Below are 22098 nucleotides of genomic sequence, written 5' to 3'. Positions count from 1 at the left end.
CTCCTTTCGTTTAAGCTGCAATTTCTCTAGTGTTTATTTCCGCTAAGACTAAATCGACGCAGGCTTCAATACTTGTGTTGATTTCACGCTCCCAAAAGCGGAATAACGTTAGTCCGCAGGCGGCTATATACGCGTTTTTGGATCGATCTCGTTTAACCACGTCCGGTTTTGTGTGCCAGTAGTCCCCGTCGCATTCAATTACAATTTTGTATTCTGGTAGATAAAAATCTAACGCGAACTTATTGCCTAGAATGTATTGCTCCTCGAATGCAATTTCTCTCTTAGTCAGCTCGTTGGCCATTTTTATTTCTATAGATGTCTTCGCCGTTTTGACTTGTGTCTGTGCATAAAGCCTTGCGCAGTTGTGGTCGCAACAGGCTTGCTGTATTCCGGCCATAATCCGCCGGTACCTATACGGTGGTGTGTTATATGTCTTGCTGCAAATAATGCAGGTTACCTCTCTCCACCCACCTGCCCATCTGCCGTTTCGTTCGCCGTGTAATGACTTGCGTGCTTCCCGTGTGGCTACCATCTTTCTAACGGATTCAGCCATTTCTTCGGTAGTTCGATCAGATGTTAACTTGCCGTGAAATGTTCCGCCAAAATTTGGATTACCTTTTCCTACCATACATTGTGAATGATGTAAGCTCGCACATTTCCTTGAGCAGAAAAACCTTGTTTTTTGCTCTCGAACTCGCTTAATGAGATAATATAAGTTCTTTGAAAATTCTTTTCTACAGTTATGACATAGTAATGAGACATGTAATTTTTTCCTGTCCAATGCTACACCCCCTCGATGATTAATCAGTAGGCCCATGAAGGTTTTTGTCTTATTTGTCGTTTGGATTGGCTACAGATGCTTATTGATTGTTCTAAGGCATCTGGCAAGTCATCGTGGCTCCCTGTTCCATACGTCTCAAACTGCTCGAGCAACAGCGCGTGTTTCCGCGTAAATTGAATAGCGCCACTCTCGATATCCGGGAGCAGCGCCTCTATACGCAATTCCTTACGCGACCTTTGATGTATCTCTTTAACGCGCGTCCTAGCCGGATAGCCTGCGGCCTGTAGCGCTTCTTTTAGTTTCTGTACGAAAAACTCTTGCGCCGCCTGCGCTTCGGCCGCGATTGCATTCGGCTGATAACGCAGCACCTTATCGGTAATCACGCGAATAAACTCGTCAGGCTTAACGCGCTCGCCGTACGCGTCAATAACGTACTTGGTACCGGTCTCTTTATGGCGCGCGATTGTGACGATTGCCGAATAGTCACCGCGCGTTTTACCCATCGCGAAGTCTACGCCCATGAATACGTCAAACTCGTCCATCGGGCGCGGATACTGCGATAAGAGATCGCGAATCGGCTTATCGTCCCAATACGTAAATTTCTCCGGATTAAATATCATCGATTCCTCATCGACCGGATTATTCATATACTCCGTATTGAACGCTTTCGAACCGTTGTCCCATTTCCACGTCATAAGTTTCCAAATCGGCTGTGCTTCCGGCCACAATACGCGAGCACCGCGATCCATTTCCTCGCGGTTCAACTCGTATAGCTTGCGTGCGTCTTCGGCGCGCTCCGATACGGGACGTTCCCTGTCCGCGTATACGAGTCGGCACGCTTCCCATAAGTCCATCCGCTCGGGCCACTCGATAATCGCGCGATATACGCGGCTCTTAAAGTCCGCGCGGTTATATAACACGTTGACGAGTAGCGCTTCGTGATGCACCGTTGTCCCCATGTAAACGAAAGCCGTCCGTTTCCCTTTCGGATCGCCAAGCGGCACAACAGTCTGCGAGAACCAGTCGCGCATCTTCTTCCGTAGTTCGGGCGTCGCGGCATTCGATTTAATATCTTCGAGATCGTCACATACGATTAAGTCCGGCCGCACACCGTTCCAGTTACGTCCACGTAGCGCTTGTCCGGTCGACGCCGCCTCAACTTTCGTGAGTAATCGCGGCACTCCGGATTCCTGCGGTTCCCATGCGATAAACTCGGACGAATTATCTTTCGGATTCTCTTGCTGCTTCGGAGACAATAAAGGACCGAAGTCGCGGCGCAGCTTCTCGTTATGCTTAAGCTGTAGCGCGATCCAGTCCAAGTTGCCGCTAGACACGGCCGGCGTCTCCGATATGATGATTTCGTATTTACGCTTCCGGTACACAATTTCGCGCAACGGAAACGCCTTCGATAGATACGTAGATTTAGCGTGAGATCGCGGCGCCGCCACCGCTACCTTATCATTTGTCTTAACGTTGCTCACGCCGTCCATTATGGCGGCAATTTCACGGTGAAACGAAGGCGCATCCGCGACATCCGTAATATCGAATCCGTCCCAGTTGCCGGCGTTGCCCGGATTACGCGCCTCCGAAAAGTATTCGAGAGCGAACGCGATCAAATCTGTCTCGGCTTCGTTAATCCTCGTTAAGCGCTCATACTCCGCAAGCTGTGCGTCAACGTCCGCCGCGTCTTCCGTTGATAAATCGGCAATATCTACGCCGTCGAGCGCGTCGAGTAGCGTTGCGATTTCGTTGATGCGCGATTCGCGGTCAGGTCGCGTCAGCCACTTACCGTTAACCCATGCGATAGATACCGCCTCCCTTCATTTTAGCGTGATTTTAACGTGAAATTAGCGCAGTTACCCGCTGACGGGTGTGTTCGTATACCCTGCGTGATAACTCCGCTGATTTCACGGTGATTTTAAGCGGAAACTCTCCGCAAGTCCAAACGTTATTTTTGATACGCGGATTTTCTCTGCGCCTAAAACGGCCTCTCGAAAGAGGGGCCTTGGGGGTCACGCACTTTAACGCATTAACGCAACCTACATGTGCACAAAATATATGTTTTGTACAATAGTCTACGTACCCTCCGAAATCCCCGAACCCCGCGCCACGTCTACGTTCTCGGCGCTCACCCTTCCGTAGTCGACACGCACATGTACGTCAATTATACGTTTATGCATCGTTTATACACCGTTTATGCATAGATAATGACGTATTGAAGCGGAAAATTTGCGGAGGGTGTGCGTCCGAGGCGCGCAGTAGGTAAAACGTACCCTACGTGAAGTGACGTGCATACTTATTAGACGTGTATCTTCATTATATGCGTTAAATTAACCGTCAACTTCACGTTTACTCTCTTTGAGCGCGCGTAACCGAGCAGCCAGCGCATCCAAGTCCGGCTCGCTTGTTCCCTTATTTTCTACCTCAACTTTATCCGTTAACATACCGTTTACCTGTAGTAGTAGCTTCGCCGCGGCTGCATTGTGTTCCTTAATTACCGCGTCTGTTAGACTATCCATTACTTCCGGAAGTCTTGCGGTCGTCTGACGGATAATCTCCTTTTTCAATTCGCGGTCAAATAGCGGATCTTTTATCCAGTCATACACGGCACGGCGGCTAACTCCGCACTCTTCCGCGATCTCATCCATCGTCTTACCTCCGCGTTTAGGCAACGCTAGCCACTTGACTGCGATCATGTGGTGTGTCTCCAACCGTTTCAGCACCGTATTCACCTCCGTATTTTAAATAAAGAAACGCGCCAATCATCCGTTCAAGCACGACGGACAAGTAGCGCATATATTAATCAGCGTTAATCAATACGCGAACAGGTCCGTAATCGTCGATAATAACGCCATCGTTACCGCAGATATAAACGTTATCCTCCGGACCATACACGATCTCCCGTACGCCTGTCCTGCGTGCTAACTCGCGGTGTAAATCCGCAGTAGATACTTGCGATAAATCAACGCTCATAACGCAGTCCCTCCGTTCTTCTTCCGGTTGCTGTCCGCAACCTTTACGCGTGGTAACGTATTTATTGAGGTTTGCCTACATGAGGTACTTCTTCGAATATGCTTCATGATACTACATAGACATCTTGGCTCGGGCTTTACCCCTCCCCAACTCACTCATTAGCATGAGTTCGTACGCGACAAAAAGTATTATTAATATCGTTCTTATTTGGTCCGCGAGGTTCATGAGCGTAGCGAATTAACCGAAGCGGTAATGTTTTGTTTGTTCTTACACGTTTGTTATTACACGTTTATTCTTCTTTACCGTCACTCTCCGGTGAATTAGGTAATTCACTCTACAGTGATTTAGGTAATTCACTCTCCGGTGAATAACGATATATCTCGTCCAAATTCCGCCGAATCTCCTCGTCAGTCAGCGCGGAATAATACTGCGGATAATACAGCTTATCGCGCTTGTTCGACGTATAATCCATCGCAGACTTCACGAGTCCGACCGCTTCCAGGACGTCGCATAACCGCTTGACCCGATTTCTACCGATACCTGTTTCGTCCGCGATACGCATTACCGAAGGGAACGCGCTCATATACCGATCGTTGTCCGGCTGCCCGTTAACCATCGATAGCAGGTACGTATACAGCGTAACGATATGTACGTTAGCCTTATCGTACTCGCGCGCAATAGGCACGATCCTGCGAAATAAATCATGCGGAACCGGAGCGTAAAAGCCCCGATCCAGACATTCCGTTTTCTTGCGTGTCGATTCGCTTGCCAAACGCTGAAATTGTTCGCCCATACTCCAACACACTCCACTCCACGTTAATATTATTTACTCGCGTCATACTCATCTAAAGCGCGTTTAACCGCGTCATCTTTCGCAAACAGCCAGAACCGTCCGCCTGTTTTTTCGTTGATACCCACGCAGATATATCGAATGCCCTTTGTTCTCAAGAAGTGAAACATTGATGGCGAATAGCAGTATAAGTAAACGTTACTCATCTTAATTCCTCCCATGACCGTAAAGGTTGACGAAATTTCGCGATGTTCCGATTTCGCGTTCCTCACCGTTATCAAGAACGGCTCTCCCACTCTCGTTTATCTCGATTACTTTTCGTAATGATTTCGATTTTCCCCAATACGCCAGACTGACGTGTGTCGCTGATTTCGCTATGCTGACCGCATCTTTCTTGAACCGCGCGAAGATGAACATCGGTTCGCCTACGTTGTTAATAAACGAAAACAGCGGTTCTTTTTGTGGGACAATCCACTTCTTTCGCAGCATATCGTTAATCATATCGCGAACAATTTCGCGCACATCCTCACGGCTCAGCCCGTAAACCTGCTTCGGCGAGGTGCGTCTGGATATCTCTATCGCAGCTTTGGTCAGAAATCGTTCGTATACCTCATCACTTAGTCCGAGAATAATTTCGAAGTCTACCTGCGTTTTAACGTAATGCTCCACGTATAAATAGAAAGATGTTCTTTCCGCCATCACTCCACCACTCCATTTATTTTTTTTTTTATTATTCGCCGCTTATAACTCGCGCAATGCCCCGTAAGGGAATGAGCCGCGCAATGGCGGCCTCAGCTTAATTTTTATGGGTTCAATTATATAGCCAGCTAAACACTAAAATTATAGGTAATCCACAGTAAATTACCTTAAAGTTCATAATTTGTTCGTATATTGTTCCCCTTTACTTAGTAAAGTATTTGAGTATAATAAAAGTATAAGATAAATCAAAGGAGGAATTAAACGATGCAAAACGTAATGAAAGAGGCGGTGGTGCTGGCAAGAACATATGAGGGTGACTGGGTTGCGCGTATGGCGTTAGCATTAAAAACGGTGTGGGCTAGAATCAAGGAGGGTGTAAAGAAAGTGAAAGCTACGATCGATATTAGAGTTGCTCGCGGAGGCCGTGACTATGTTGCGAAAATTGTTGGTCCTCATCGTCAATATAAATTAGATCGTCAATTCTTAGCCGCAGACCGCGAAGAATGGAATAAGAAAGGTTCCGCCGGACATGAGGAATACGACGTCGAGGACGGTTACTACGAAAAATCAGAATTGGGCAAGAAACGTTATATGAAAGTCGAAAACGGAGCGGCTAAATATATAAATCTTGAAGAAGTTCAATTATGGGCTGCTAAACAACCTTATCGTGAATCTGATATAGACTTCGGTGGAGACGCTACATACGAATTTGGTAATGATGTAACTGGATCGGCTGAATAAATACACGGCGGCCATAGTGCCGCCTCTAAAAAGGAGTGAGTTCTCATGTATAAACAAGTCTTATTTAACGCAATTGTCCGTGGTGGCAAAGAAGCGCGGCGAGCAATTTTTACGGAAGTAACTAACTTGAAAGTGAGCGGATATACCGAAGCTGATGAGTTTTTCAAAGAATTTGATTTAGAGATGCGTTATCACGTGCCCGAAAACATCGTAAGCGATTGGGACGAACATCTGCTGTTTCATAAAATAACGACTAAACTTAATGAGCTAACAACGAATATATTAGCAACGTACAACAATGACGAATACTCGGTATATGCCGCTATTGACGATGATAAAGATGATTATAGATTCATTCTCGATTCAGAAAAGTTAGAGCAAACACTTAGTAATCTGTCAGAACTCAATGCAGGAGTGACTATTGATCAAATCATTGATGCGCTTGTCGTTATCGACGAAAGTAAAGTCAAACAGAAATATTATAACTTAACATCTTTTGCAGAAGCTCTCGGAATATCGAAGCAAGCACTCTACGATCGGTTTAAACGTTCACAGAATCCGAATAGCCGTACTGATTTCCCTGATCCTGACTTTTATGCTCAAGCAAACGGAAAAGCGCCAATGTGGTCAAAAGAACGAGTGCAAGTGCAACAATACATCAATAAACATAAGAAATAAGGGTAAATAAACTTAATGAATAGGGGAGTGTATTAGAATGGCTAAAAAATTGCTGAAATGCCCGTATTGCGAATCTGATTTGGAGCTTCATCATAACTTCACAGGCGCAGATTGGGATACAGTTAAAGGCGAAGGTTCGGGTTATGGATGGGTACTCTCATTAAAATGTCTAAACGGAGACTGTTCAAGGGTTTACCCACTTGTACATTCAAAAGAAATGCACTCTATCAGCGTCGTTAAAGAAGAATATCGTAACTTTAAGAATTATAATCTATAATGCCGCATTTGAATATGGTGAGTACATGCGGAAAGTAAAACGAGCGAATACCCGAAATAAGAAAAAGACCCCGCCAGTTAAGGCTGGGTCTTCACCGATTCTTTCGGATTGCACTCGCGGTGCCTCCGCAGTGTTACCTGTATTATAAACAATATTGGGATAAGTTGTAAATAATTAATAAACTTACGCCGCAGCCGGAAGACTTTCCGCAAGCCCTTCGTAATATTCCGCCACAATCTGATCCTGCCACGTAAAGTCGAACGTGCTGACGAACTCGCCGCGCCACTCTATTTCCTCGCCGGCTCCGAGCGTTAACTCGTTCCAACGGTAAGGACCGCCAGTATACGTATAACTCGCGTCACGATAGCCGTCACAACTTCCGTTCCCATGCGAGAACATAAACGCGCTCACGTCTTTCACGCTATGCCACGACGGGATATGCGGATATAAGTTTTCACGCGTCAAATTATCGTCCGTAAAATCGTTGAGCAACTCGTCAAGCTGCGTACGTCCGTCGCCCCACTTATCCGTAGATTTTCCGTCTTTATCGTATCCAATATCGGTAATCTGCGCGAAGTAGGCCGGCGGCTGTCCTACGAGAAACTTGGCGTCAAAGTCCGTTATATCTTCGTGTCCTCCGCGTTTAAAATTAGAACTCCACTTCGTTGTCGCGGACGGTATGAGCGGAGTTACCGGTGGCGCCTTGCGTACGATTAATATTTGCGTAGGTATCGTCGTGCCGGTTAATGCGAACGTCTCGCCGGGCAACATTACGGTCGCAACGTGCCAACACGTCGTGTACAGTAGCTGGCGCACTTTTTCCGCGTAATTTGCGTAGTTTATTCCCATCGGCAACACAAACGCAATATATCCGCCAGGCTTGGCCGATTTAATCGCGAGCTCAATAAACGCGGATTCCGATTTCCCCTTCGCGCGCCCTTTCGTTACCTTGAGCGTCTCATAGTTGTCCGGAAGATCATCCGCGGCAATATCGATTGTTACGCCGTACGGAGGATTTCCGATCACATAATCGTAGTAATCACGTAGCGCGTGACGAAACGCATCGTCATTAATAACGTTGGCGTGCGGATATAAGAGCGACGTTACCTTAGCGCTGATCTCATCGAGTTCTAGCGCCGTAACCTCCGCATCTTTCGGCAGGTGTTCGATAAATACACCGCTACCGGCCGATGGTTCGAGAAAACGCGAGCCCTGCGGAAATGACCCGCCGGATAGACCGCGTAAAGCCTCGATAATAAACCGCGCAACGTGAGTCGGAGTGTAAAACGCCCCTCCTGCGTATGCGTTCGGCAAGAGACCGCCGGTTGACGTGTAATTATCGCGTAAAAAGGCGACGTCATCTTCCGTAATATCTTCGCGCGGCTTCGCTACAATCGCCATCGATTTAACGTTGCCGTCCCACCGTTTACGATCAGCTTTTCCCATTAAGCCGCCTCCCTTGCGGATTCCACGATCACATCGTTAACTGCGCTCATATCGTTCGCCCACCTCTGCGCAATTCCGCGGCACTGGACGAACGACTCGCTCGCCCCTTCCGTAACTTTGCCCGGACTCGTATCGCGTTTATATTGCGCAGCTCTCGCCTTGTTACGTATCTTCGCGTCAGCATCCACGCGCCAATTCTCGTAAGGCGTGCGCCTTCTTTTCGTCGGCGTCCGGTAATCCCGTCCGTCAGCCCCGCGCGATTCGGCCGCCGTGTCTGACGTTTCTTTGTCGCGTCTGCGGTCGAGTTGTCGCTCGGACATGAACGAATATTCCGCGTTGGTGATCTTGTCCGCACTCTCATCCGCAATCTCTTCGTATAGCACAACGTCGGTCAACCGGTCCATAAGCGCGGCATCAACCGTGGCCGGCGACGGTCTTTCGCCGCGGCAACCGCGCTCTACCCAAGCGTCGAGCGTCCGTTGATTAAATTCGCCGTGCGCACGATAGTATGCGTCTTGTATCGCCGCGACCAGTAACATGCGCGTTTCTCGATCACGGATATTGTACGAGCGCCCGCCGTATTCAAACGTGATAGGCGCGTCGGACGATTTGAAGTTGATGCGGAGTGTTTGTTCGAGTTCGTGCGTTAATTCTGCGGTGATTTCGCGGTATGTTTTCATATCAGGCAGCACTCTCCGTTTCTTCTGGCGTATTTAGGCGCGAGTTAATAATCGCAACGTGTTCCGGTAGCATCTCGATGCCTACGTAATTGAATCCGTTCTGAGCCGCAGCGACCAACGTACTGCCGGAGCCGGCGAACGGATCGAGCACCGTGCCTCCATGCGGAGTTACAAGCGTAATCAGCCACGCCATGAGCGCGATTGGCTTGACGGTTGGATGCGTGTTGGGAACGAGGCTTTGCGAGCCATCTACGCAGGCATTGCGGTCTTTCTTCGTGGCCTTTTTCGACAGCTCGGCCGGCGATACGTTAAAGTACGGAGAGTAGAACGCGTTTTCGTCCGTCGTTACGCAGTTTGCGGGGAATCGTCCGGCCTCGTGCGGAATATATGCAGCCGCGTCATAGTGGCCGAAAATCCCACTATCCCCAGTAGTTGCAGTCTGATTGCCAGTTACCCCGTATTCCGTTCGATCACCTGCAGCACGGACAATGCGGCACCCGTCAATATTAATCGCGCCCGTTCCGTACTTTTCGACCGTTTCGGCTACGGTACCGCCTAGCGGCTTACGCGCGACGATAATCGGTTCGTGTGCGGGCTTGAGTGCGGTTCCCCATCCATCCCATTTGCGGGCGAGTTCGCCTACGGCTTCGCCTTTCGGCGTACGTTCGTAATTCGGCGCGGACATTGAACCGTTCCCGCTAACGACTGCTCCCGCACGTCCGCGCCATATCCCCTCGCGTTTATCAAACACCTTCCCAACATCCAGGCTCTTCGGAAATCCGCTAAAATAAAGCCATTCGATTACGTCACGAATCTCAAATCCGCCAAGCCGCAGCGCTATCGTCATTAAGTCCTGCGTACGCGTCCCCGCAAAGACCAACGCATGGCCACCCGGCTTAAGCACGCGGAATACCTCGCGCCATAAATCCGGATGCGGCACGAACGAATCCCACGCTTTCCCCATGAATCCGCCGTGTCCGTGATCGTACGGTTCACCCGCGATCCATTTAGTAAGGACTTCGGCAATGTCCGGCTCTTTTGATAATCCGTAAGGCGGATCGCAAACGACGCTATCGAAAAAGTTATCCGGATACTGACGCAAAACCTCCGCACTATCTCCGCAAATCACCGTGTTAATTTTCGTCATCAAGCCGCCTCCCCTTCCGTAATCTCTTCGTACTCAACGTCAATCGCCCCGTAATCCCACCGCTCATACACGCTGGCAATCTTAGCCGCGGCCTCGTCGACCGCCTGCTTAACGGTTGGCTGCGCGATCCCCATGATTTCGGCCGCCTTCGCCTGCGTCAGGTCAACACCGTAAACCCACGCAACGGCCTCCGTCTGTCTATCCGTCAAGCCAGCGGAATTAATCGCGCTGTGTAAATCGATGAGGATGTCGCTGGCCGCCGTGTCGCCGCGAAATCTAGCGGAGCTAATGCGGTGCCTGTCGCGGAGTAGCGCTTTGACTCCGGCCGCGTCGTTCAGAGCGTATTTTACCGTATAATTTCGCGTCTGTTTCTCCGTATCCACTTTAACGTGACCCATATTACGCGACCTCCTTCGCCCAGCCCCTTTGTTAATGTCTCGCGTATTAACGAGAGTGCACGCTTCTCTTTCCATCCTTGTAGTGCCGTTTTATGCCATTCCTCAGCGGCTACAATCGTCTCCTTCGGCAGTCGCGTATTCTCCTTCGTCAAATCACCGTAATATTCCACGTAACCGTCTCCTCCCGTATCATTCCGCAGTTACCCGTTCAATCCCGAGCTCCGCCCGCACATATTCGTTCTCGCAATGTCCGTCATGCGTCTGATCGCCGTTCGCGTACGTCGTCATTTCGTCGCCGGCGTATATCTCTCCGTCGCACCATACGCAGTAGGCGGCAACTCGTGGCTCATCGTTCGGGCCTGGCGACCTAAAGCGGTCAAAATCGTACATTATGCGGCCTCCTGTAATCCGGATTCTTGCGGAAGGCGGGCGACCAAACGCTCACCTATCGCACGGATAACGTTAACCGTAACAGCGTTACCCGCTTGTTTATAGCGTTGAGAGTCCGATACGCCTGCGTCCTTAACTGCGTTGTGCTGTGCGTCGGTAAACCCCTGCAAACGCCAGCATTCTAGCGGAGTTAACTTGCGTATGCGGTAGCGCGGATCGTGCTTGTCCTGCGCGGTAAGTGTGAACGATTCTTCTCCGTCATCTTTAAAGCGGCGACCGTTCTGGCGTTTCTCTGGACGTTCTGGTGTGAGGACTGCGCGGACTTCTTCGAGTACGGCATTTTGCGTTATGGCTACTTTTACGCCTTCCCCTTTGTTCGTTGTTAACGTAGGGCTTAGTCCTGCATCTGCGTATACACTTCCGTTCATTCCATTACCTGAAGGGTTAGTATTCCCTACACGTACTACAACCGGCTCCGCAATCTTAGGCTCGCGATGTCCTCCGCCCATTGTCGTTAATGTCGGCGCAACGCCTGTCGGCGCAACGCCTGTCGGCGAGTAAACGCGCCTAATTGAATCGTTACCACGCAAATCAACCATTCCGACCATTATGCAGTCTTCGGATTCAGCGATTATCGGGCTGTCGTCCGCAATAAGTCCGCCAGGATTACGCCCCCCTGAGTTATTTGCAGTAATAGTTGGCATAATTCCATCTACGGCGTGTACACGGTTTTGCTGCTTATCACAGGTTATATATCCAACTTTGCGAATGTCGCTATTCTCCGTTAGCTGCGCGACCAACTTTGCCGTTTTTTCCTCCGATAGGTAATACTTCTCGTCTACGTTCGATTCCAACACGTCGCGTAAACGCATAGTCACCGTATCATTCGTTGGCCAGTCGAAGTTAAACGTTCTAATTCCGAGCGCCTGAGCCCTACGTTTGGCCTTCGCACCGACATCGTTACCTGTTACGTCCCATTCCGCATGTTCTGCGTCACGATCCGCAACGATAAAAATGCGCTCACGATTCTGCGGTACTCCGAAATGCTTCGAGTTAAGTACGCGGAAATCGACTGCGTAGCCGATGTCGTTAAGAACCGCGCACATGGTATCGAACGTTTTACCGCCGTCATGCGATAAAAGACCCTTAACGTTCTCAAGCAGCATCAAACGTGGTTGCTTCGTTTTCGCTATACGGGCTATCTCGAAGAATAAAGTACCGCGCGCTTCCTCGAATCCCTTGCGTTGACCGGCAACTGAGAACGCCTGACACGGGAATCCTCCGACTAATACGTCATGATCCGGTACGTCGTGCGCGTCAATCTTCGTTATGTCACCGTGTAACTCATGTGCTCCGTTATAAAGCGTTTTGTACGCCTGAGTTGCGTATTTATCGATCTCTGACGCGAATACGCAATCACCGCCTAACGCGTCTAACGCTGAACGGAATCCTCCGATACCTGCGAATAGTTCGATATACTTAAACGCCATTAAACCGCCTCCTTTTCAACGAACGGATAATTGCCTGTTTTATCCGTTTGTCCTGTTCGTCCAGCCGGTGTGCGATCGTCATACTCGCGCCCCTGCAATTCGTCAATCCGTCCGTACATGTATCCGGCCTCGAAGCCGCGTCGATACTCTTCCTGCGCGTTAGTCAATCCGCAGCACCTCCAAAATTGCGTCAATCTGCGCATACAACTCGTCTAAGCTACCGCCATTGTCTACGGTAAAGTCCGCAGGGTAAGCGTCGAGCGCCGTTTCGGTACCGTGCATAAGGTCGGCGTACGCGAACGTGTCGCCGGATTTGATTGCGCGGTCGATGCGGACGGCGTCCGGTGCTTCGACGCGGATTAAAACGTAGCCGGCGGACGATAGCGTGGTGGCTTCGTTAGGCTGGCGTACGTCCGAGATGACGGCGCGGAATGGGACGTCGGCACCTTGCGGAACTAACCTTCGCCATGATACGTTGGCTGCCTCAATATCCTTCGCGCGCCAATCGATAGCATCGAGACACTTCCGCGCCCACACGTCCGGATCGCGTTCACGCATCGTCTGGCCGAACCATTGGTAGAGCTCGCGCGGCTTCGTACCCGGCGCTGGCTCTCCGAATATTTCGTGAGCATAGCGTTTAAGCTCGTCGCCGAAAGCGAACTGCGTGTAGCCGTATTTTGACGCGAGGTAATCGGCGGCAACGTTTTTGCCTGCGCGAAGCTTGCCGATGAGTCCGATATTAGGCAGCGAACGAAGTAACGTCATTGGGCGGACACCTCCTCGCGCGAGTCGTCGATAATTACGTAGTCAGCGTCATCTACGCCTTGTTGGTACCCGTGCTTGCTCCGTCTAATATCCTTCGTACATAGTCCGCCAATAACCGCGTATCCTACGGAGGAGTCATGTCTATTAACGCGTCCTATATCGCCACTGTCATAGTGGTGGCAAAAGCCTCTCATACTGTTACCGCTAATTCTAACGATATCCCCAACGTTAACCTCCTCTGGCTGCGGCACGCTCATATATTCCGCAGGAACTTCGAGTCCGAGCGCACGGCGTAGCGCTATCGCGCGTCCGATATGCGCGTTGAATACGTCGTCCGGTGCGCATTTTGCGATGCCTCGCACCGTAAATCCGTCAGACGTGCATCGGATAAGAGCGACTACTGCGCGCTTTTCCCGATTGACAACGTAGGAAACGTCGTGCATTTTACACGGACTACCTTCGGGCCAAAACGATATTCCGTCAGGATCGCCAGGAATCGGTGTTCCAGCGAAATTGTACGGGTTTGAAACGTCAGCCTTCGCGCGCTCAACGATCTCGTCGCGGAGCTGTTGCGGAGATTTCTGCGCCATACACTTATTCAGTCGCGCGATATCGTCAGCGACGCCTTCTTCGATTAATACGATATCTTCACGCGCAACGCGGAGCTGAATCGCTATTTTGCTAACCGTTTCTTCAAGCGTTGATACTCGCGCAGCCAATGTCGCGATATTTTCCGCGATTTGATCGGTCGAACTACGCGATGATAAAGGCGCAGACTCAACCGGTTCGAGTACGCGGTATTCATCCGGATCAATGAAGATTTCGCTATTTTGCGTGCCGTCCGGTTGGATATTGCGATCCCCGTTCGGGTCGATTGAAACGATAGTGTAGATATCTCCGTTCTCATATCCGTATCCGATTCTTGCGTTAATAATTACGACACGCTCGCCCACCGTAGCCTTACGGTCGACCATGCGATATCTTTCACCGTCGATAACGAGGATTTCCGTTGGTTCGAGGACTACGTATTCTTTCGCGGAAATATACCCGCTGGAATTACCGAAAGCTTTGACCGCGCTAACGTAAATCCTCCCGCATTCTTCACTGTCTACCGTAAGGATGGCACCGTTATCGTACATACCCTCCGTAGACCATGCGGCTACGATCTTAATCCGTTCCCCAACGGTCGCCTTCCGCTTAACCTCGCGATATTCCCGCAACACACCGCCGAGTGATTCGTCTTTCAATACCGTAATTTGTTCGTTCATTCAATCCGCTCCCTCACCGTTAATTTTTATTTGTACCGTTTGCCTCCCGAATTGCATTGCGCTATCCCTATCCGCCGTCAATACGTCAATCTCGCGCCCATCAATTCCGCCGCCCGTATCGAGCGCAATCGCCTCGAACTCGTATCCGTTATCCAACCGCACCGTTACGACCGAGCCGAGCGTGATAACGTCCGGATCGACCGCAATGACGCGGTAGCCATCGTAATATTGCGTTTCCCTCACGTCATAGCCTGACCGTGTAATGCCGGTGCAACCTTCGTCGCACATCGCGATATAAGCGGTCGCCTCGAACGGTGCCCACTGCGCTTCCGCTCCGTCTTTGCACGCTTCCGCAGACTTTGCGGTTACTTGCGGAGATTTAACGATTTTAGAAGAAGGATCGACAATTGCCTGTTTTGCCGAGACTTCCGGTTCGATAATCGCGATCAATAACGTGATAAAGAGTCCGTAAGCGGTGCGCCAAATATTCGCGTTTGCTACGCGACCTCCTGCGGATTAAACAACGCTTCGATTTCGGCGAGGAGTGCGGCTTTGGCTTCAGTCGGCGTGATTTTGACAACGGAATCTGCGGTGGTCCAATCGGACATTTTACCATCGAAGGATACGACGTTGTAAGGGATGTTTGTGGTGTCCGTTAAGACAACGCGTACAATGTCACCGTCCGAGAAGGCGTCGTGATGGCTACGGTAAATTACGCGTACCCAATCGCCGGGCTTAATCGTGAGTTCCGCTTCGATCTGCGCGATTTCTGCGGTTAACTGTGCGAGTTGGGCGCGTTTGGTGGCGAGGAGTGTGCGCGGAGTATGTGGCTGAATGCTGAGTCCGGCTCCCCCAATCAGGTGTTTTTCTCCATTACCAGACTCAATAACCCAAATTAGACGATCTCTATCGTAAGGGTGTTCGCCACTTACTATCAGCGTAACCTCGTCACCATTTCGAAGTTTTTTCCTAACGTCAGAGGAGTCAGAAAATGCGGCAGCTTCTGGATATCCGAGTTGATTAGCGAAACCTTTATACGTCGTATACTCTTTACCTTTATTCGTCACAATCGCTTTTCTTCCGTCTATCATTGCGTCACTCTCCTTCGATAATAATTTCGTCAATTAGTGCGACCGTCCGCGCATCTTGCAACGCCGTTATCATCGTACCGCGCTCGTACAAGTTCGCGCCGATCGATATCGTTTCAATACGGCCATCGCTGCGGATGACCCCGACGATAACTCCGGTGATTTCTGCGTTTCTAGCGCGGTCGGCTAGCGTTTCAAGTTGCGCGGCGATTTCGTTTGGGAATGCGATAACTTCCGCCAACTATGCCGCCTCCTTTTCGTCGAAATACGGAGCCAACCACGGATCAACCTCTACGATCTCATCGCGTAGCTTAACCGCTAAGTCTGCGATTTCCCACTGCGCGCCGTTGCCCGGACGTCTCTTCGCGTAAAAATCGAGGAACGTACGCAGATTTCCGGTCATTACGAGATTACACGTTGCGGCGTTCGGTAAGACCATGCGGGCATCTTCGGCCGGAACTCCCGCGCGACGTAAGCGGTCATAACTCGCTTGAATATCGCGCATAGCCTCAACAAACACGTCGTTCGCCGTTAAGTCACGCCATATACTCTCGCCTTTCTCTTCATCAAATCTGACAAGCCGGTGGCCATCCGTTGTCTTACCATCCAGTGACGGAGGTTTAACGTAATCGAATCCACCGCTCTTATCCGCGCTACCGAACCGTACATAACGTTGACTCTGCACGCTAAACGATAGGTGACGGTGGCGTGTTAACTGCGCAAGTAACGCACGGCTTACGCCTTCGATTGCGAACGTGTACGTGATGTGCTCCAACGTGGATTTGTGACCTGACCGCGTAATGTGGCGGAACAACCGGTCGGCCTCCGTACCACTTTCGCCGTCTGACGCGGATTGACCGAAGTATTTAGCGCCTTCCTTTACGATAATTTCCGTCGGTTTGAGCGGAGAGTAGCACGTACGGATAGCGGTGAGTGCGATGGCCGCGCGTTCATTTACACCAACGGGCTCCCCGATTGGATGAATACTTTCGAGAAATTCCGTTGATAGCGCCGTGTTTGCGATTAGTTTAACGTTCAATTTTCGTCCTCCTTGCGGTAAGCGAATGCGTTAGCGAACGCTACGCCCACGTTGAATAATGCCGTGATTGCATATATCGCCAGTATCGAAAATAGTATCGGATGTGCGAGCAAAAATTGCGTCACTTGTTTTATGCCTCCTTTTTGATAAATCTGCCTAACTGATCTCGGGTCACTTGGCGTAACTCACTTCTGAGCCTATTGTGCAGTCTTTGGTGCTCGGGCAAGGTCATGATTTCAAGGTTTTCGATCGCATTATTCTGCTTGTTCTCGTCCTTGTGGTGAACGATCTCATCATCCTTCAGGGGTCTACCTAAGTGCTCAGCCATCACTAACCTGTGTTCAAGTACGTATCCATCTGGCCGTACATTAGGATGCTTTGGCATATGTATGAGGACATATCCGTAGTTGGAGACCTTTCTACCCCCACGCCATGCGGCACACTTTTCGCCCCTATTACCATAATTTGGGTTATTCTCACCGGCGTATTTTACTTTTCGGTATTGCTTGGAACATGACATGCTGCAACACTTTCTCCTATACGCACCAGAAGGCTTGCTGTAAAACTCCTCCCCGCACACCTCACATATTAAGGAGACTTTATTTGTAAGCGTCCTACTTGATAGCGATGCCCTACAGTTAATAGAGCATGTCCTGTAGGACTTAGCTCTGCCTGGCTTTACCGTCTCCCTCTTACCACAAATTTCACAGGTCACCCCAACGTCAGGGGCAGGTTTACCCAATGGCGTACCCTTCCTTCTCACTCGTACCGGTCTGCCTTGAATGATTCTCCGCGTTCTTAGCAATATAAACGTCGAGTACGTCTTGCGGAGTTAAACCGACCTTATCGGATAGGCTTACAAGGAAATGCCACATATCGATAACCTCGTCTTTGAGTGCGACCGAATCGATCTCCTTCGGATTCTTCCACCACTTCCAGTTAACCTCACGTCGGATTTCGTCTATTTCCGATTCCATAGCGAGCGTGATTCCCACCACCCACTCGTCGACCGTCTTATTAACTCCGCGCTCTTCTATAATTCGGGCATCAAGACGTTTTTGCATCTCGAAAATAGTATCCAGTTTGTCGTTCACCTTAACGCACACCCTTTCGGAATTTTTACCATTTCAGCGCATCCGCATGTTGCGCCAACTCCCCGCGGAAATTAACGGTCAAATCGCAGACGTTCGCGTACGGTTGATTGCGGAAATGTTCGAGGTACGGGACGAATCCGGACTTTTTCGGGTCGGGCAAATCGCATTGATCCGCGTGCCCTTCAACGATAACCCTACAGTCATCGTGCAAACGTGTTAAAACTTTTTTAAGCTCGCCGCGCGTAAAGTTTTGCGCCTCCGAAATGATGACCATTTTCCCTTTTACGTTCGTGCCACGTACATAAACGTGAGATTTCGGATACACCCACACGTCGCCGCGTTTCTGCGCTTCTACGTTGTCTTTGTCGTAAATAACCCTGCGTGGGTCCTCGCCGATTTCGTATAACGCGTCCTCTAACGGTGAGAAGTAAACGGACTCTTTCGCTTTCAGATCGCCGGGCAAGAAGCCCATCCGCTTCTCTTCGACCGGACTGATTACGTAGACGAGCGGCTTGCCGAGAAGCTTCGCAGCGGCGACGGCCAACGTAGTCTTACCGGTTCCGGCACGCGCATTGACGAAGGTGATACGGTTATCGAAGATAGAGTCAACGTAACGGCGCTGCTCGTCCGTCAATTTATCAGCGAATCCGAAAAACATCGAATCTTTTGGTAGCGGCATAGATACGTATACCTCCTCCGTTTATTTGTCGCGATCAAGCGCTTGCGTTGCGAATAATAGTACCGAGTTCAACATGCCGATTCCGATTACAACCGCGCTTGGCGTATACACTCCGGTAATAAACAGAATGAAAATTAACGCCCACCATAGCGCAGAAAATCCGAATAATATGCGTATAGTCTCCGCCTCCTTTCCGTGTTATTTCGTCTTACACTTTTATACGGACAGAACATTCGCGTTTTGGGACATCGATAATAAAAAAAGCGGAAGACCATCGCAGGCCCTCCGCTTTCGTTACTTATAAATCGTCGAATCCGTTATCGTCCGATACCTTACCGTAGTTACGCGATTTCCCTTCGAAGAAATCCGTTTTCGTTGCGTTAAGCGCATCGTCACTAAACGGACGAATCCACGGCATCGGATTCGTATCGACGCCGGTGTACGCTTTATCGAGCCCCATTAGCCGCAGGCGACTATTCGCCATGTAACGGATGTAAGCGGACAACTCCGTTAAATCGATGCCGCGTACGTTAGCGAGCGTATAATGCGCCCAATTCGTTTCGAGTTCGACGGCGCGGTCAATCGTCGCGTATACGTAATAGCGGTTAGCCTGCGTGTCGAGCTCCGGAAAATCCGCTAGTAGCTGCTTGAATACTTCCGCGAAGAAATAGCAGTGTTGGTTCTCGTCTCTTTGTATATAAGATACCATTTGCGACGTCCCCATCATCTTCTGATCGCGCGCCAAGTTGTAGAAGAACGCAAATGTACTGTAGAAGAAAATGCCTTCGAGGATAAGGTCGGCGACCATCGCCTGGAAAAACGTCTGCGGATTCGGATCGTCGCGGAACGCTTGGTAGATACCGCTGATAAACGTATTCCGTTCGAGTAATACCGGATCATGTTTCCAGTATTCGAATATCTCGCGCTGTTCCTTGTCGGAAACTATCGATGACAATACGTATGAATACGATTGATTGTGGACGACTTCTTGCTGCCCGATAATTGCGGATATTGCTTCGAGTGAGCTATCCGTAAAATAACGCTTAACATCGCCGACGAACATCGTCTGCATCGAATCGAGAACGGCTAGTAACGATATGTTTATCTTAAACGTGCGCTGTTCTTCCGGATCAAGCGTCGGAAACTGCTGCGCATCCTTAGACATCGGAATCTCATCCGCGATCCAGTGATTGAGCAGCAGGACTTTATACAGCTTATACATATGCGGCATACGGATATCGTTCCAGTTTAGAATGCCGGAGTTTTCCCCGTTAATAATCCGCGTTGATTTATTCGGCGCTTCCGTGTTGAATATCGTTTGTAGACGCAAATAATCGCTCCCTTTTCGTATATATTAAGACGCGCAGCTCTCGCACTCTTCGATCGTTAACGCGCGACTCCTAACGTAATACGTCGATTTCACACCGCTTTTCCACGCGTCAATATGTAACGCTAAGAATGCCGACGCCTTAATATCCGGCGTAACGTATAAGTTAAATGACTGCGCTTGGTCAATGTGACGCTGACGTGCAGCCGCCGCTTTAATAGACCAGTGTTGATCGATTGTAAACGCGGTTTTATAAAACCATATCGTTTTAGGCGAAAGGTCCGGCGCTGGATTCGCAATCTTATACGTTGTCTTCTCCTCGTACGATAACTGCTCGTATATCGGATCGATACTTGCGGTTGACCCCGCGATGATGGACGTTGATCCGTTTGGTGCTACCGCTATAAGATAACCGTTGCGGATACCGCCGCCCCTTACTTCGAGCATTAGATCGTGCCACATTCCGTCCATGCTTAGTACCTCGCCGTCGTCGGACTCCTCCGTATAACGTTTCATGAAATAATTACCCGTTTGCCAATCGCTCCCCTCGAACGCAGGGTAAGCGCCTTTCTCTTTCGCCAACTCAGCGCTCGCTTTAATCGCGAGGTAATTAATACGCTCGTACAATTCGTCGTTATACGCGACCGCTTCGTCGGATTCCCAACGGATACCTTTCAGCGCGAGTAAATGGTGAAGTCCGAACGTGCCGAGGCCGACCGCGCGATATTGCTGATTCGTATGCTGCGCTTGTAGAATTTCGATGTTATTGATATCGATCACGTTATCGAGCATGCGGACCTGAATCGGAATCAAACGTTCTAGTATATCGTCCGGAATAGCCCGCGCTAGGTTAATCGAGTTCAAGTTACAGACAACGAAGTCGCCCGGAATCTTCGTAATAACGATGCGCGTCTGTCCGTCTTTCGTAACGAGCTCTTCCGATTCGGTAACGGTTGGCGATTGGTTCTGCATGATCTCCGTACACAGATTGGACGAATAAATCATTCCACGGTGGCTATTCGGGTTCGCGCGGTTAACCGTATCGCGATAAAACATATACGGGGTTCCCGTTTCGAGCTGCGATTTCATAATCCGCTTCATAATATCGATTGCCGGCACGGTAATTCGCGGAAGTAACGGATGCGCTACGGCTTCGGCGTACTTCTCTCGGAATGATCCGCTACCTACGCTCTCATCGTAGAAGTCTTCGAGTCCCCATCCGAAGAGTGAGCGGACTTCATGCGGACAGAATAGCGTCCAATCTGCGCGAGCTTCTACCGCTTCCATAAACAAATCCGGAATACACACGCCATGAAATATATCGTGCGCTCTCAACCGTTCGTCTCCGTTATTTAGCTTGAGGTCGAGGAACGCTAGAATGTCTTTATGGAATACGTCGAGATAAACGGAGATCGCACCCTTGCGTGTTCCTAGTTGATCCACGCTAACGGCCGTATTATTAAGCTGGCGAATCCATGGAATAACGCCTGAGCTTGTGTTTTTATGTCCGCGAATGTCTGATCCGCGTGCCCGTACTTTACCAAGATAGACGCCGATACCGCCGCCCATTTTACTTAGACGTGCAACGTCCGTATTAGAATCGAATATGCCTTCTAGCGAATCGTCCACGGTATCAATAAAGCACGATGATAGTTGACCGCCCGTTGCTTTACCCGCGTTAGACATGGTCGGAGTCGCCGCTGTCATATACAGATTGCTCATCGCCCAGTACGCTTCCTTAACGAGTTCCATCCGCTTATCTTCCGGTTCCGTGTGCATTAGGAACATAGCGATTACCATATAACGCTCCTGCGGAAGCTCAACGGTCTTACCGTCGAAGTCGCCCGTCAAATAACGCTCAGCCAACGTGAGGAGTCCGATATAGTCGAAGAGTAAGTCGCGCGACGGATCGATAACTGCGCCGAGCTCCTCGATTTGCTCCTTCGTATAGGCTTGCGTTAATTCCTCGCGATAGAGACCGCGCTGTACCATGTCCGCGACCATCGGATAGAATGCGCCATACGGACGGTCCGTGTACGATTTATAACGCCGATTAACCGCAGCCTTCTTGTATAGCGACGTTAACAGAGCGCGGGCGGCCGCGTATTTCCATTCCGGTTCCTCACGTGATACGAGCTCGAGCGCTGACATAATGAACGCCTGCGTAATATCCTCCGCTGATATGGATTCGCGCTGTATCTTCGACAATACTCCGCGTACAAGGCGCTCACGGTTAACGTTGGTGAGGCCGGAAAGTACACGGTTGGCGTACGCGGTAATACGCTCAGGCTCATACGCCATCTGGCGGTTATTCGGTTTGGTTACAAGTGTAGGTACGTTGATATGAC

30 protein-coding genes are annotated in these 22098 nt (G+C 49.9%); 4 read left to right on the top strand and 26 right to left on the bottom strand.

All coding sequences use genetic code 11. The features are described from left to right. Positions 1-10: 10 nt before the first annotated feature. Positions 11-628 carry an endonuclease domain-containing protein gene (locus J2Z20_RS15195; protein WP_209852175.1) on the bottom strand — a complete coding sequence of 206 codons (618 nt, stop codon included), beginning with the start codon at positions 626-628 and terminating at the stop codon, positions 11-13. A 176-nt stretch (positions 629-804) separates the two neighbouring features. Next, complete coding sequence (gene terL / locus J2Z20_RS18285; protein ID WP_342454324.1) at positions 805-1701, bottom strand: phage terminase large subunit; 897 nt, start codon at positions 1699-1701, stop codon at positions 805-807. A gap of 588 nt (positions 1702-2289) precedes the next feature. Between terL and J2Z20_RS15185 the strand changes: the two genes are divergently transcribed. Further along, entirely contained in the window at positions 2290-2427 is a 138-nt protein-coding gene (locus tag J2Z20_RS15185) for a hypothetical protein (RefSeq protein WP_209852291.1), read from the top strand. Positions 2428-3111: 684 nt separating this feature from the next. Here the strand turns inward: J2Z20_RS15185 and J2Z20_RS15180 are convergent. The 5 genes from J2Z20_RS15180 to J2Z20_RS15160 form a co-directional block, all read right to left on the bottom strand. Then, positions 3112-3504 carry a phBC6A51 family helix-turn-helix protein gene (locus J2Z20_RS15180; RefSeq protein ID WP_342454323.1) on the bottom strand — a complete coding sequence of 131 codons (393 nt, stop codon included), beginning with the start codon at positions 3502-3504 and terminating at the stop codon, positions 3112-3114. 76 nt (positions 3505-3580) lie between these two features. After that, on the bottom strand, positions 3581-3754 hold the full coding sequence (locus tag J2Z20_RS15175) for a hypothetical protein (RefSeq protein ID WP_209852173.1): 174 nt from the start codon (positions 3752-3754) through the stop codon (positions 3581-3583). A gap of 334 nt (positions 3755-4088) precedes the next feature. After that, positions 4089-4547: a helix-turn-helix domain-containing protein gene (locus J2Z20_RS15170; RefSeq protein WP_209852171.1), complete on the bottom strand. Its 459-nt coding sequence runs from the start codon at positions 4545-4547 to the stop codon at positions 4089-4091. Positions 4548-4576: 29 nt separating this feature from the next. Next, positions 4577-4750 carry a hypothetical protein gene (locus J2Z20_RS15165; RefSeq protein WP_209852169.1) on the bottom strand — a complete coding sequence of 58 codons (174 nt, stop codon included), beginning with the start codon at positions 4748-4750 and terminating at the stop codon, positions 4577-4579. 1 nt (position 4751) lies between these two features. Then, complete coding sequence (locus tag J2Z20_RS15160; protein WP_209852167.1) at positions 4752-5243, bottom strand: hypothetical protein; 492 nt, start codon at positions 5241-5243, stop codon at positions 4752-4754. Between the two features lie 264 nt (positions 5244-5507). Here J2Z20_RS15160 and J2Z20_RS15155 point away from each other — a divergent pair, with 264 nt between their 5' ends. The 3 genes from J2Z20_RS15155 to J2Z20_RS15145 are packed head-to-tail and all read left to right on the top strand — an operon-like array spanning position 5508 to position 6939. Beyond that, positions 5508-5984: a hypothetical protein gene (locus J2Z20_RS15155; RefSeq protein WP_209852165.1), complete on the top strand. Its 477-nt coding sequence runs from the start codon at positions 5508-5510 to the stop codon at positions 5982-5984. Between the two features lie 45 nt (positions 5985-6029). Continuing rightward, positions 6030-6662 carry a hypothetical protein gene (locus tag J2Z20_RS15150; protein ID WP_209852162.1) on the top strand — a complete coding sequence of 211 codons (633 nt, stop codon included), beginning with the start codon at positions 6030-6032 and terminating at the stop codon, positions 6660-6662. 37 nt (positions 6663-6699) lie between these two features. Then, positions 6700-6939 carry a hypothetical protein gene (locus tag J2Z20_RS15145; RefSeq protein WP_209852160.1) on the top strand — a complete coding sequence of 80 codons (240 nt, stop codon included), beginning with the start codon at positions 6700-6702 and terminating at the stop codon, positions 6937-6939. 183 nt (positions 6940-7122) lie between these two features. On the opposite strand, the gene J2Z20_RS15140 is transcribed toward J2Z20_RS15145, so the two are convergent. The 19 genes from J2Z20_RS15140 to J2Z20_RS15055 all read right to left on the bottom strand — a co-directional run bounded on the left by J2Z20_RS15140 (position 7123) and on the right by J2Z20_RS15055 (position 22051). Beyond that, on the bottom strand, positions 7123-8385 hold the full coding sequence (locus J2Z20_RS15140) for an HsdM family class I SAM-dependent methyltransferase (RefSeq protein ID WP_209852159.1): 1263 nt from the start codon (positions 8383-8385) through the stop codon (positions 7123-7125). Further along, the gene (locus J2Z20_RS15135; protein ID WP_209852156.1) at positions 8385-9065 is read right to left on the bottom strand and encodes a hypothetical protein; all 681 of its coding nucleotides are present in this window, start codon (positions 9063-9065) and stop codon (positions 8385-8387) included. The genes J2Z20_RS15140 and J2Z20_RS15135 overlap by 1 nt, the downstream gene beginning before the upstream one ends. 1 nt (position 9066) lies before the next feature. Then, a complete protein-coding gene (locus J2Z20_RS15130; protein WP_209852153.1) occupies positions 9067-10167 on the bottom strand; it encodes a DNA-methyltransferase in 1101 nt (366 codons plus the stop codon). Positions 10168-10211: 44 nt separating this feature from the next. After that, positions 10212-10685: a sigma factor-like helix-turn-helix DNA-binding protein gene (locus J2Z20_RS15125; protein ID WP_245252438.1), complete on the bottom strand. Its 474-nt coding sequence runs from the start codon at positions 10683-10685 to the stop codon at positions 10212-10214. Between the two features lie 114 nt (positions 10686-10799). Next, on the bottom strand, positions 10800-11000 hold the full coding sequence (locus J2Z20_RS15120) for a hypothetical protein (protein ID WP_209852150.1): 201 nt from the start codon (positions 10998-11000) through the stop codon (positions 10800-10802). Further along, entirely contained in the window at positions 11000-12490 is a 1491-nt protein-coding gene (gene dcm / locus J2Z20_RS15115; protein WP_209852148.1) for a DNA (cytosine-5-)-methyltransferase, read from the bottom strand. The genes J2Z20_RS15120 and dcm overlap by 1 nt, the downstream gene beginning before the upstream one ends. Beyond that, positions 12490-12657 carry a hypothetical protein gene (locus J2Z20_RS15110; protein WP_209852145.1) on the bottom strand — a complete coding sequence of 56 codons (168 nt, stop codon included), beginning with the start codon at positions 12655-12657 and terminating at the stop codon, positions 12490-12492. The genes dcm and J2Z20_RS15110 overlap by 1 nt, the downstream gene beginning before the upstream one ends. After that, a complete protein-coding gene (locus J2Z20_RS15105; protein ID WP_209852142.1) occupies positions 12650-13255 on the bottom strand; it encodes a nucleoside/nucleotide kinase family protein in 606 nt (201 codons plus the stop codon). The genes J2Z20_RS15110 and J2Z20_RS15105 overlap by 8 nt, the downstream gene beginning before the upstream one ends. After that, positions 13252-14523 (bottom strand): hypothetical protein, encoded by a 1272-nt coding sequence (locus J2Z20_RS15100; protein WP_209852288.1) that lies wholly within the window; start codon positions 14521-14523, stop codon positions 13252-13254. Before J2Z20_RS15100 ends, J2Z20_RS15105 begins: the two co-directional genes overlap by 4 nt. Next, on the bottom strand, positions 14524-14766 hold the full coding sequence (locus tag J2Z20_RS15095; protein WP_209852138.1) for a 3D domain-containing protein: 243 nt from the start codon (positions 14764-14766) through the stop codon (positions 14524-14526). A 254-nt stretch (positions 14767-15020) separates the two neighbouring features. Beyond that, on the bottom strand, positions 15021-15614 hold the full coding sequence (locus tag J2Z20_RS15090) for a hypothetical protein (protein WP_209852135.1): 594 nt from the start codon (positions 15612-15614) through the stop codon (positions 15021-15023). 4 nt (positions 15615-15618) lie between these two features. Further along, entirely contained in the window at positions 15619-15852 is a 234-nt protein-coding gene (locus tag J2Z20_RS15085) for a hypothetical protein (RefSeq protein ID WP_209852132.1), read from the bottom strand. Next, the gene (thyX, locus tag J2Z20_RS15080) at positions 15853-16650 is read right to left on the bottom strand and encodes an FAD-dependent thymidylate synthase (RefSeq protein WP_209852129.1); all 798 of its coding nucleotides are present in this window, start codon (positions 16648-16650) and stop codon (positions 15853-15855) included. It lies immediately after the preceding gene. After that, on the bottom strand, positions 16647-16775 hold the full coding sequence (locus J2Z20_RS18170; protein ID WP_280921772.1) for a hypothetical protein: 129 nt from the start codon (positions 16773-16775) through the stop codon (positions 16647-16649). The genes thyX and J2Z20_RS18170 overlap by 4 nt, the downstream gene beginning before the upstream one ends. Before the next feature lie 5 nt (positions 16776-16780). Then, a complete protein-coding gene (locus tag J2Z20_RS15075; protein ID WP_209852126.1) occupies positions 16781-17392 on the bottom strand; it encodes an HNH endonuclease signature motif containing protein in 612 nt (203 codons plus the stop codon). Beyond that, positions 17385-17744, bottom strand: coding sequence for a dUTPase (locus J2Z20_RS15070; RefSeq protein WP_209852123.1), 360 nt, complete (start codon positions 17742-17744; stop codon positions 17385-17387). Before J2Z20_RS15070 ends, J2Z20_RS15075 begins: the two co-directional genes overlap by 8 nt. A 25-nt stretch (positions 17745-17769) precedes the next feature. Continuing rightward, positions 17770-18423 carry a PhoH family protein gene (locus tag J2Z20_RS15065; protein ID WP_209852121.1) on the bottom strand — a complete coding sequence of 218 codons (654 nt, stop codon included), beginning with the start codon at positions 18421-18423 and terminating at the stop codon, positions 17770-17772. 298 nt (positions 18424-18721) lie between these two features. Continuing rightward, positions 18722-19753, bottom strand: coding sequence for a ribonucleotide-diphosphate reductase subunit beta (locus J2Z20_RS15060; protein ID WP_209852118.1), 1032 nt, complete (start codon positions 19751-19753; stop codon positions 18722-18724). Between the two features lie 24 nt (positions 19754-19777). Beyond that, complete coding sequence (locus J2Z20_RS15055) at positions 19778-22051, bottom strand: ribonucleoside-diphosphate reductase subunit alpha (RefSeq protein WP_209852116.1); 2274 nt, start codon at positions 22049-22051, stop codon at positions 19778-19780. Positions 22052-22098: the final 47 nt, after the last annotated feature.

Source organism: Paenibacillus sediminis (assembly GCF_017873765.1).
GTDB classification, from domain to species: domain Bacteria; phylum Bacillota; class Bacilli; order Paenibacillales; family Paenibacillaceae; genus Paenibacillus_AG; species Paenibacillus_AG sediminis.
The sequence above is the reverse complement of the archived record's forward strand: the minus strand, read 5'-3'. Positions and strand labels throughout refer to the sequence as shown.

Bases quoted from the DNA above. Each gene is read 5' to 3' on its own strand.
- J2Z20_RS15105 (WP_209852142.1), bottom strand. From the start codon at position 13,255: ATGACGTTACTTCGTTCGCTGCCTAATATCGGACTCATCGGCAAGCTT.
- J2Z20_RS15090 (WP_209852135.1), bottom strand. From the start codon at position 15,614: ATGATAGACGGAAGAAAAGCGATTGTGACGAATAAAGGTAAAGAGTAT.
- J2Z20_RS15125 (WP_245252438.1), bottom strand. From the start codon at position 10,685: ATGGAAAGAGAAGCGTGCACTCTCGTTAATACGCGAGACATTAACAAA.
- J2Z20_RS15150 (WP_209852162.1), top strand. From the start codon at position 6,030: ATGTATAAACAAGTCTTATTTAACGCAATTGTCCGTGGTGGCAAAGAA.
- J2Z20_RS15100 (WP_209852288.1), bottom strand. From the start codon at position 14,523: ATGAACGAACAAATTACGGTATTGAAAGACGAATCACTCGGCGGTGTG.
- J2Z20_RS15055 (WP_209852116.1), bottom strand. From the start codon at position 22,051: ATGGCGTATGAGCCTGAGCGTATTACCGCGTACGCCAACCGTGTACTT.
- J2Z20_RS15145 (WP_209852160.1), top strand. From the start codon at position 6,700: ATGGCTAAAAAATTGCTGAAATGCCCGTATTGCGAATCTGATTTGGAG.
- J2Z20_RS15170 (WP_209852171.1), bottom strand. From the start codon at position 4,547: ATGGGCGAACAATTTCAGCGTTTGGCAAGCGAATCGACACGCAAGAAA.
- J2Z20_RS15140 (WP_209852159.1), bottom strand. From the start codon at position 8,385: ATGGGAAAAGCTGATCGTAAACGGTGGGACGGCAACGTTAAATCGATG.
- J2Z20_RS15160 (WP_209852167.1), bottom strand. From the start codon at position 5,243: ATGGCGGAAAGAACATCTTTCTATTTATACGTGGAGCATTACGTTAAA.
- J2Z20_RS15120 (WP_209852150.1), bottom strand. From the start codon at position 11,000: ATGTACGATTTTGACCGCTTTAGGTCGCCAGGCCCGAACGATGAGCCA.
- J2Z20_RS15065 (WP_209852121.1), bottom strand. From the start codon at position 18,423: ATGCCGCTACCAAAAGATTCGATGTTTTTCGGATTCGCTGATAAATTG.
- J2Z20_RS15195 (WP_209852175.1), bottom strand. From the start codon at position 628: ATGGTAGGAAAAGGTAATCCAAATTTTGGCGGAACATTTCACGGCAAG.
- dcm (WP_209852148.1), bottom strand. From the start codon at position 12,490: ATGGCGTTTAAGTATATCGAACTATTCGCAGGTATCGGAGGATTCCGT.
- J2Z20_RS15155 (WP_209852165.1), top strand. From the start codon at position 5,508: ATGCAAAACGTAATGAAAGAGGCGGTGGTGCTGGCAAGAACATATGAG.
- J2Z20_RS15175 (WP_209852173.1), bottom strand. From the start codon at position 3,754: ATGAGCGTTGATTTATCGCAAGTATCTACTGCGGATTTACACCGCGAG.
- J2Z20_RS15165 (WP_209852169.1), bottom strand. From the start codon at position 4,750: ATGAGTAACGTTTACTTATACTGCTATTCGCCATCAATGTTTCACTTC.
- J2Z20_RS15135 (WP_209852156.1), bottom strand. From the start codon at position 9,065: ATGAAAACATACCGCGAAATCACCGCAGAATTAACGCACGAACTCGAA.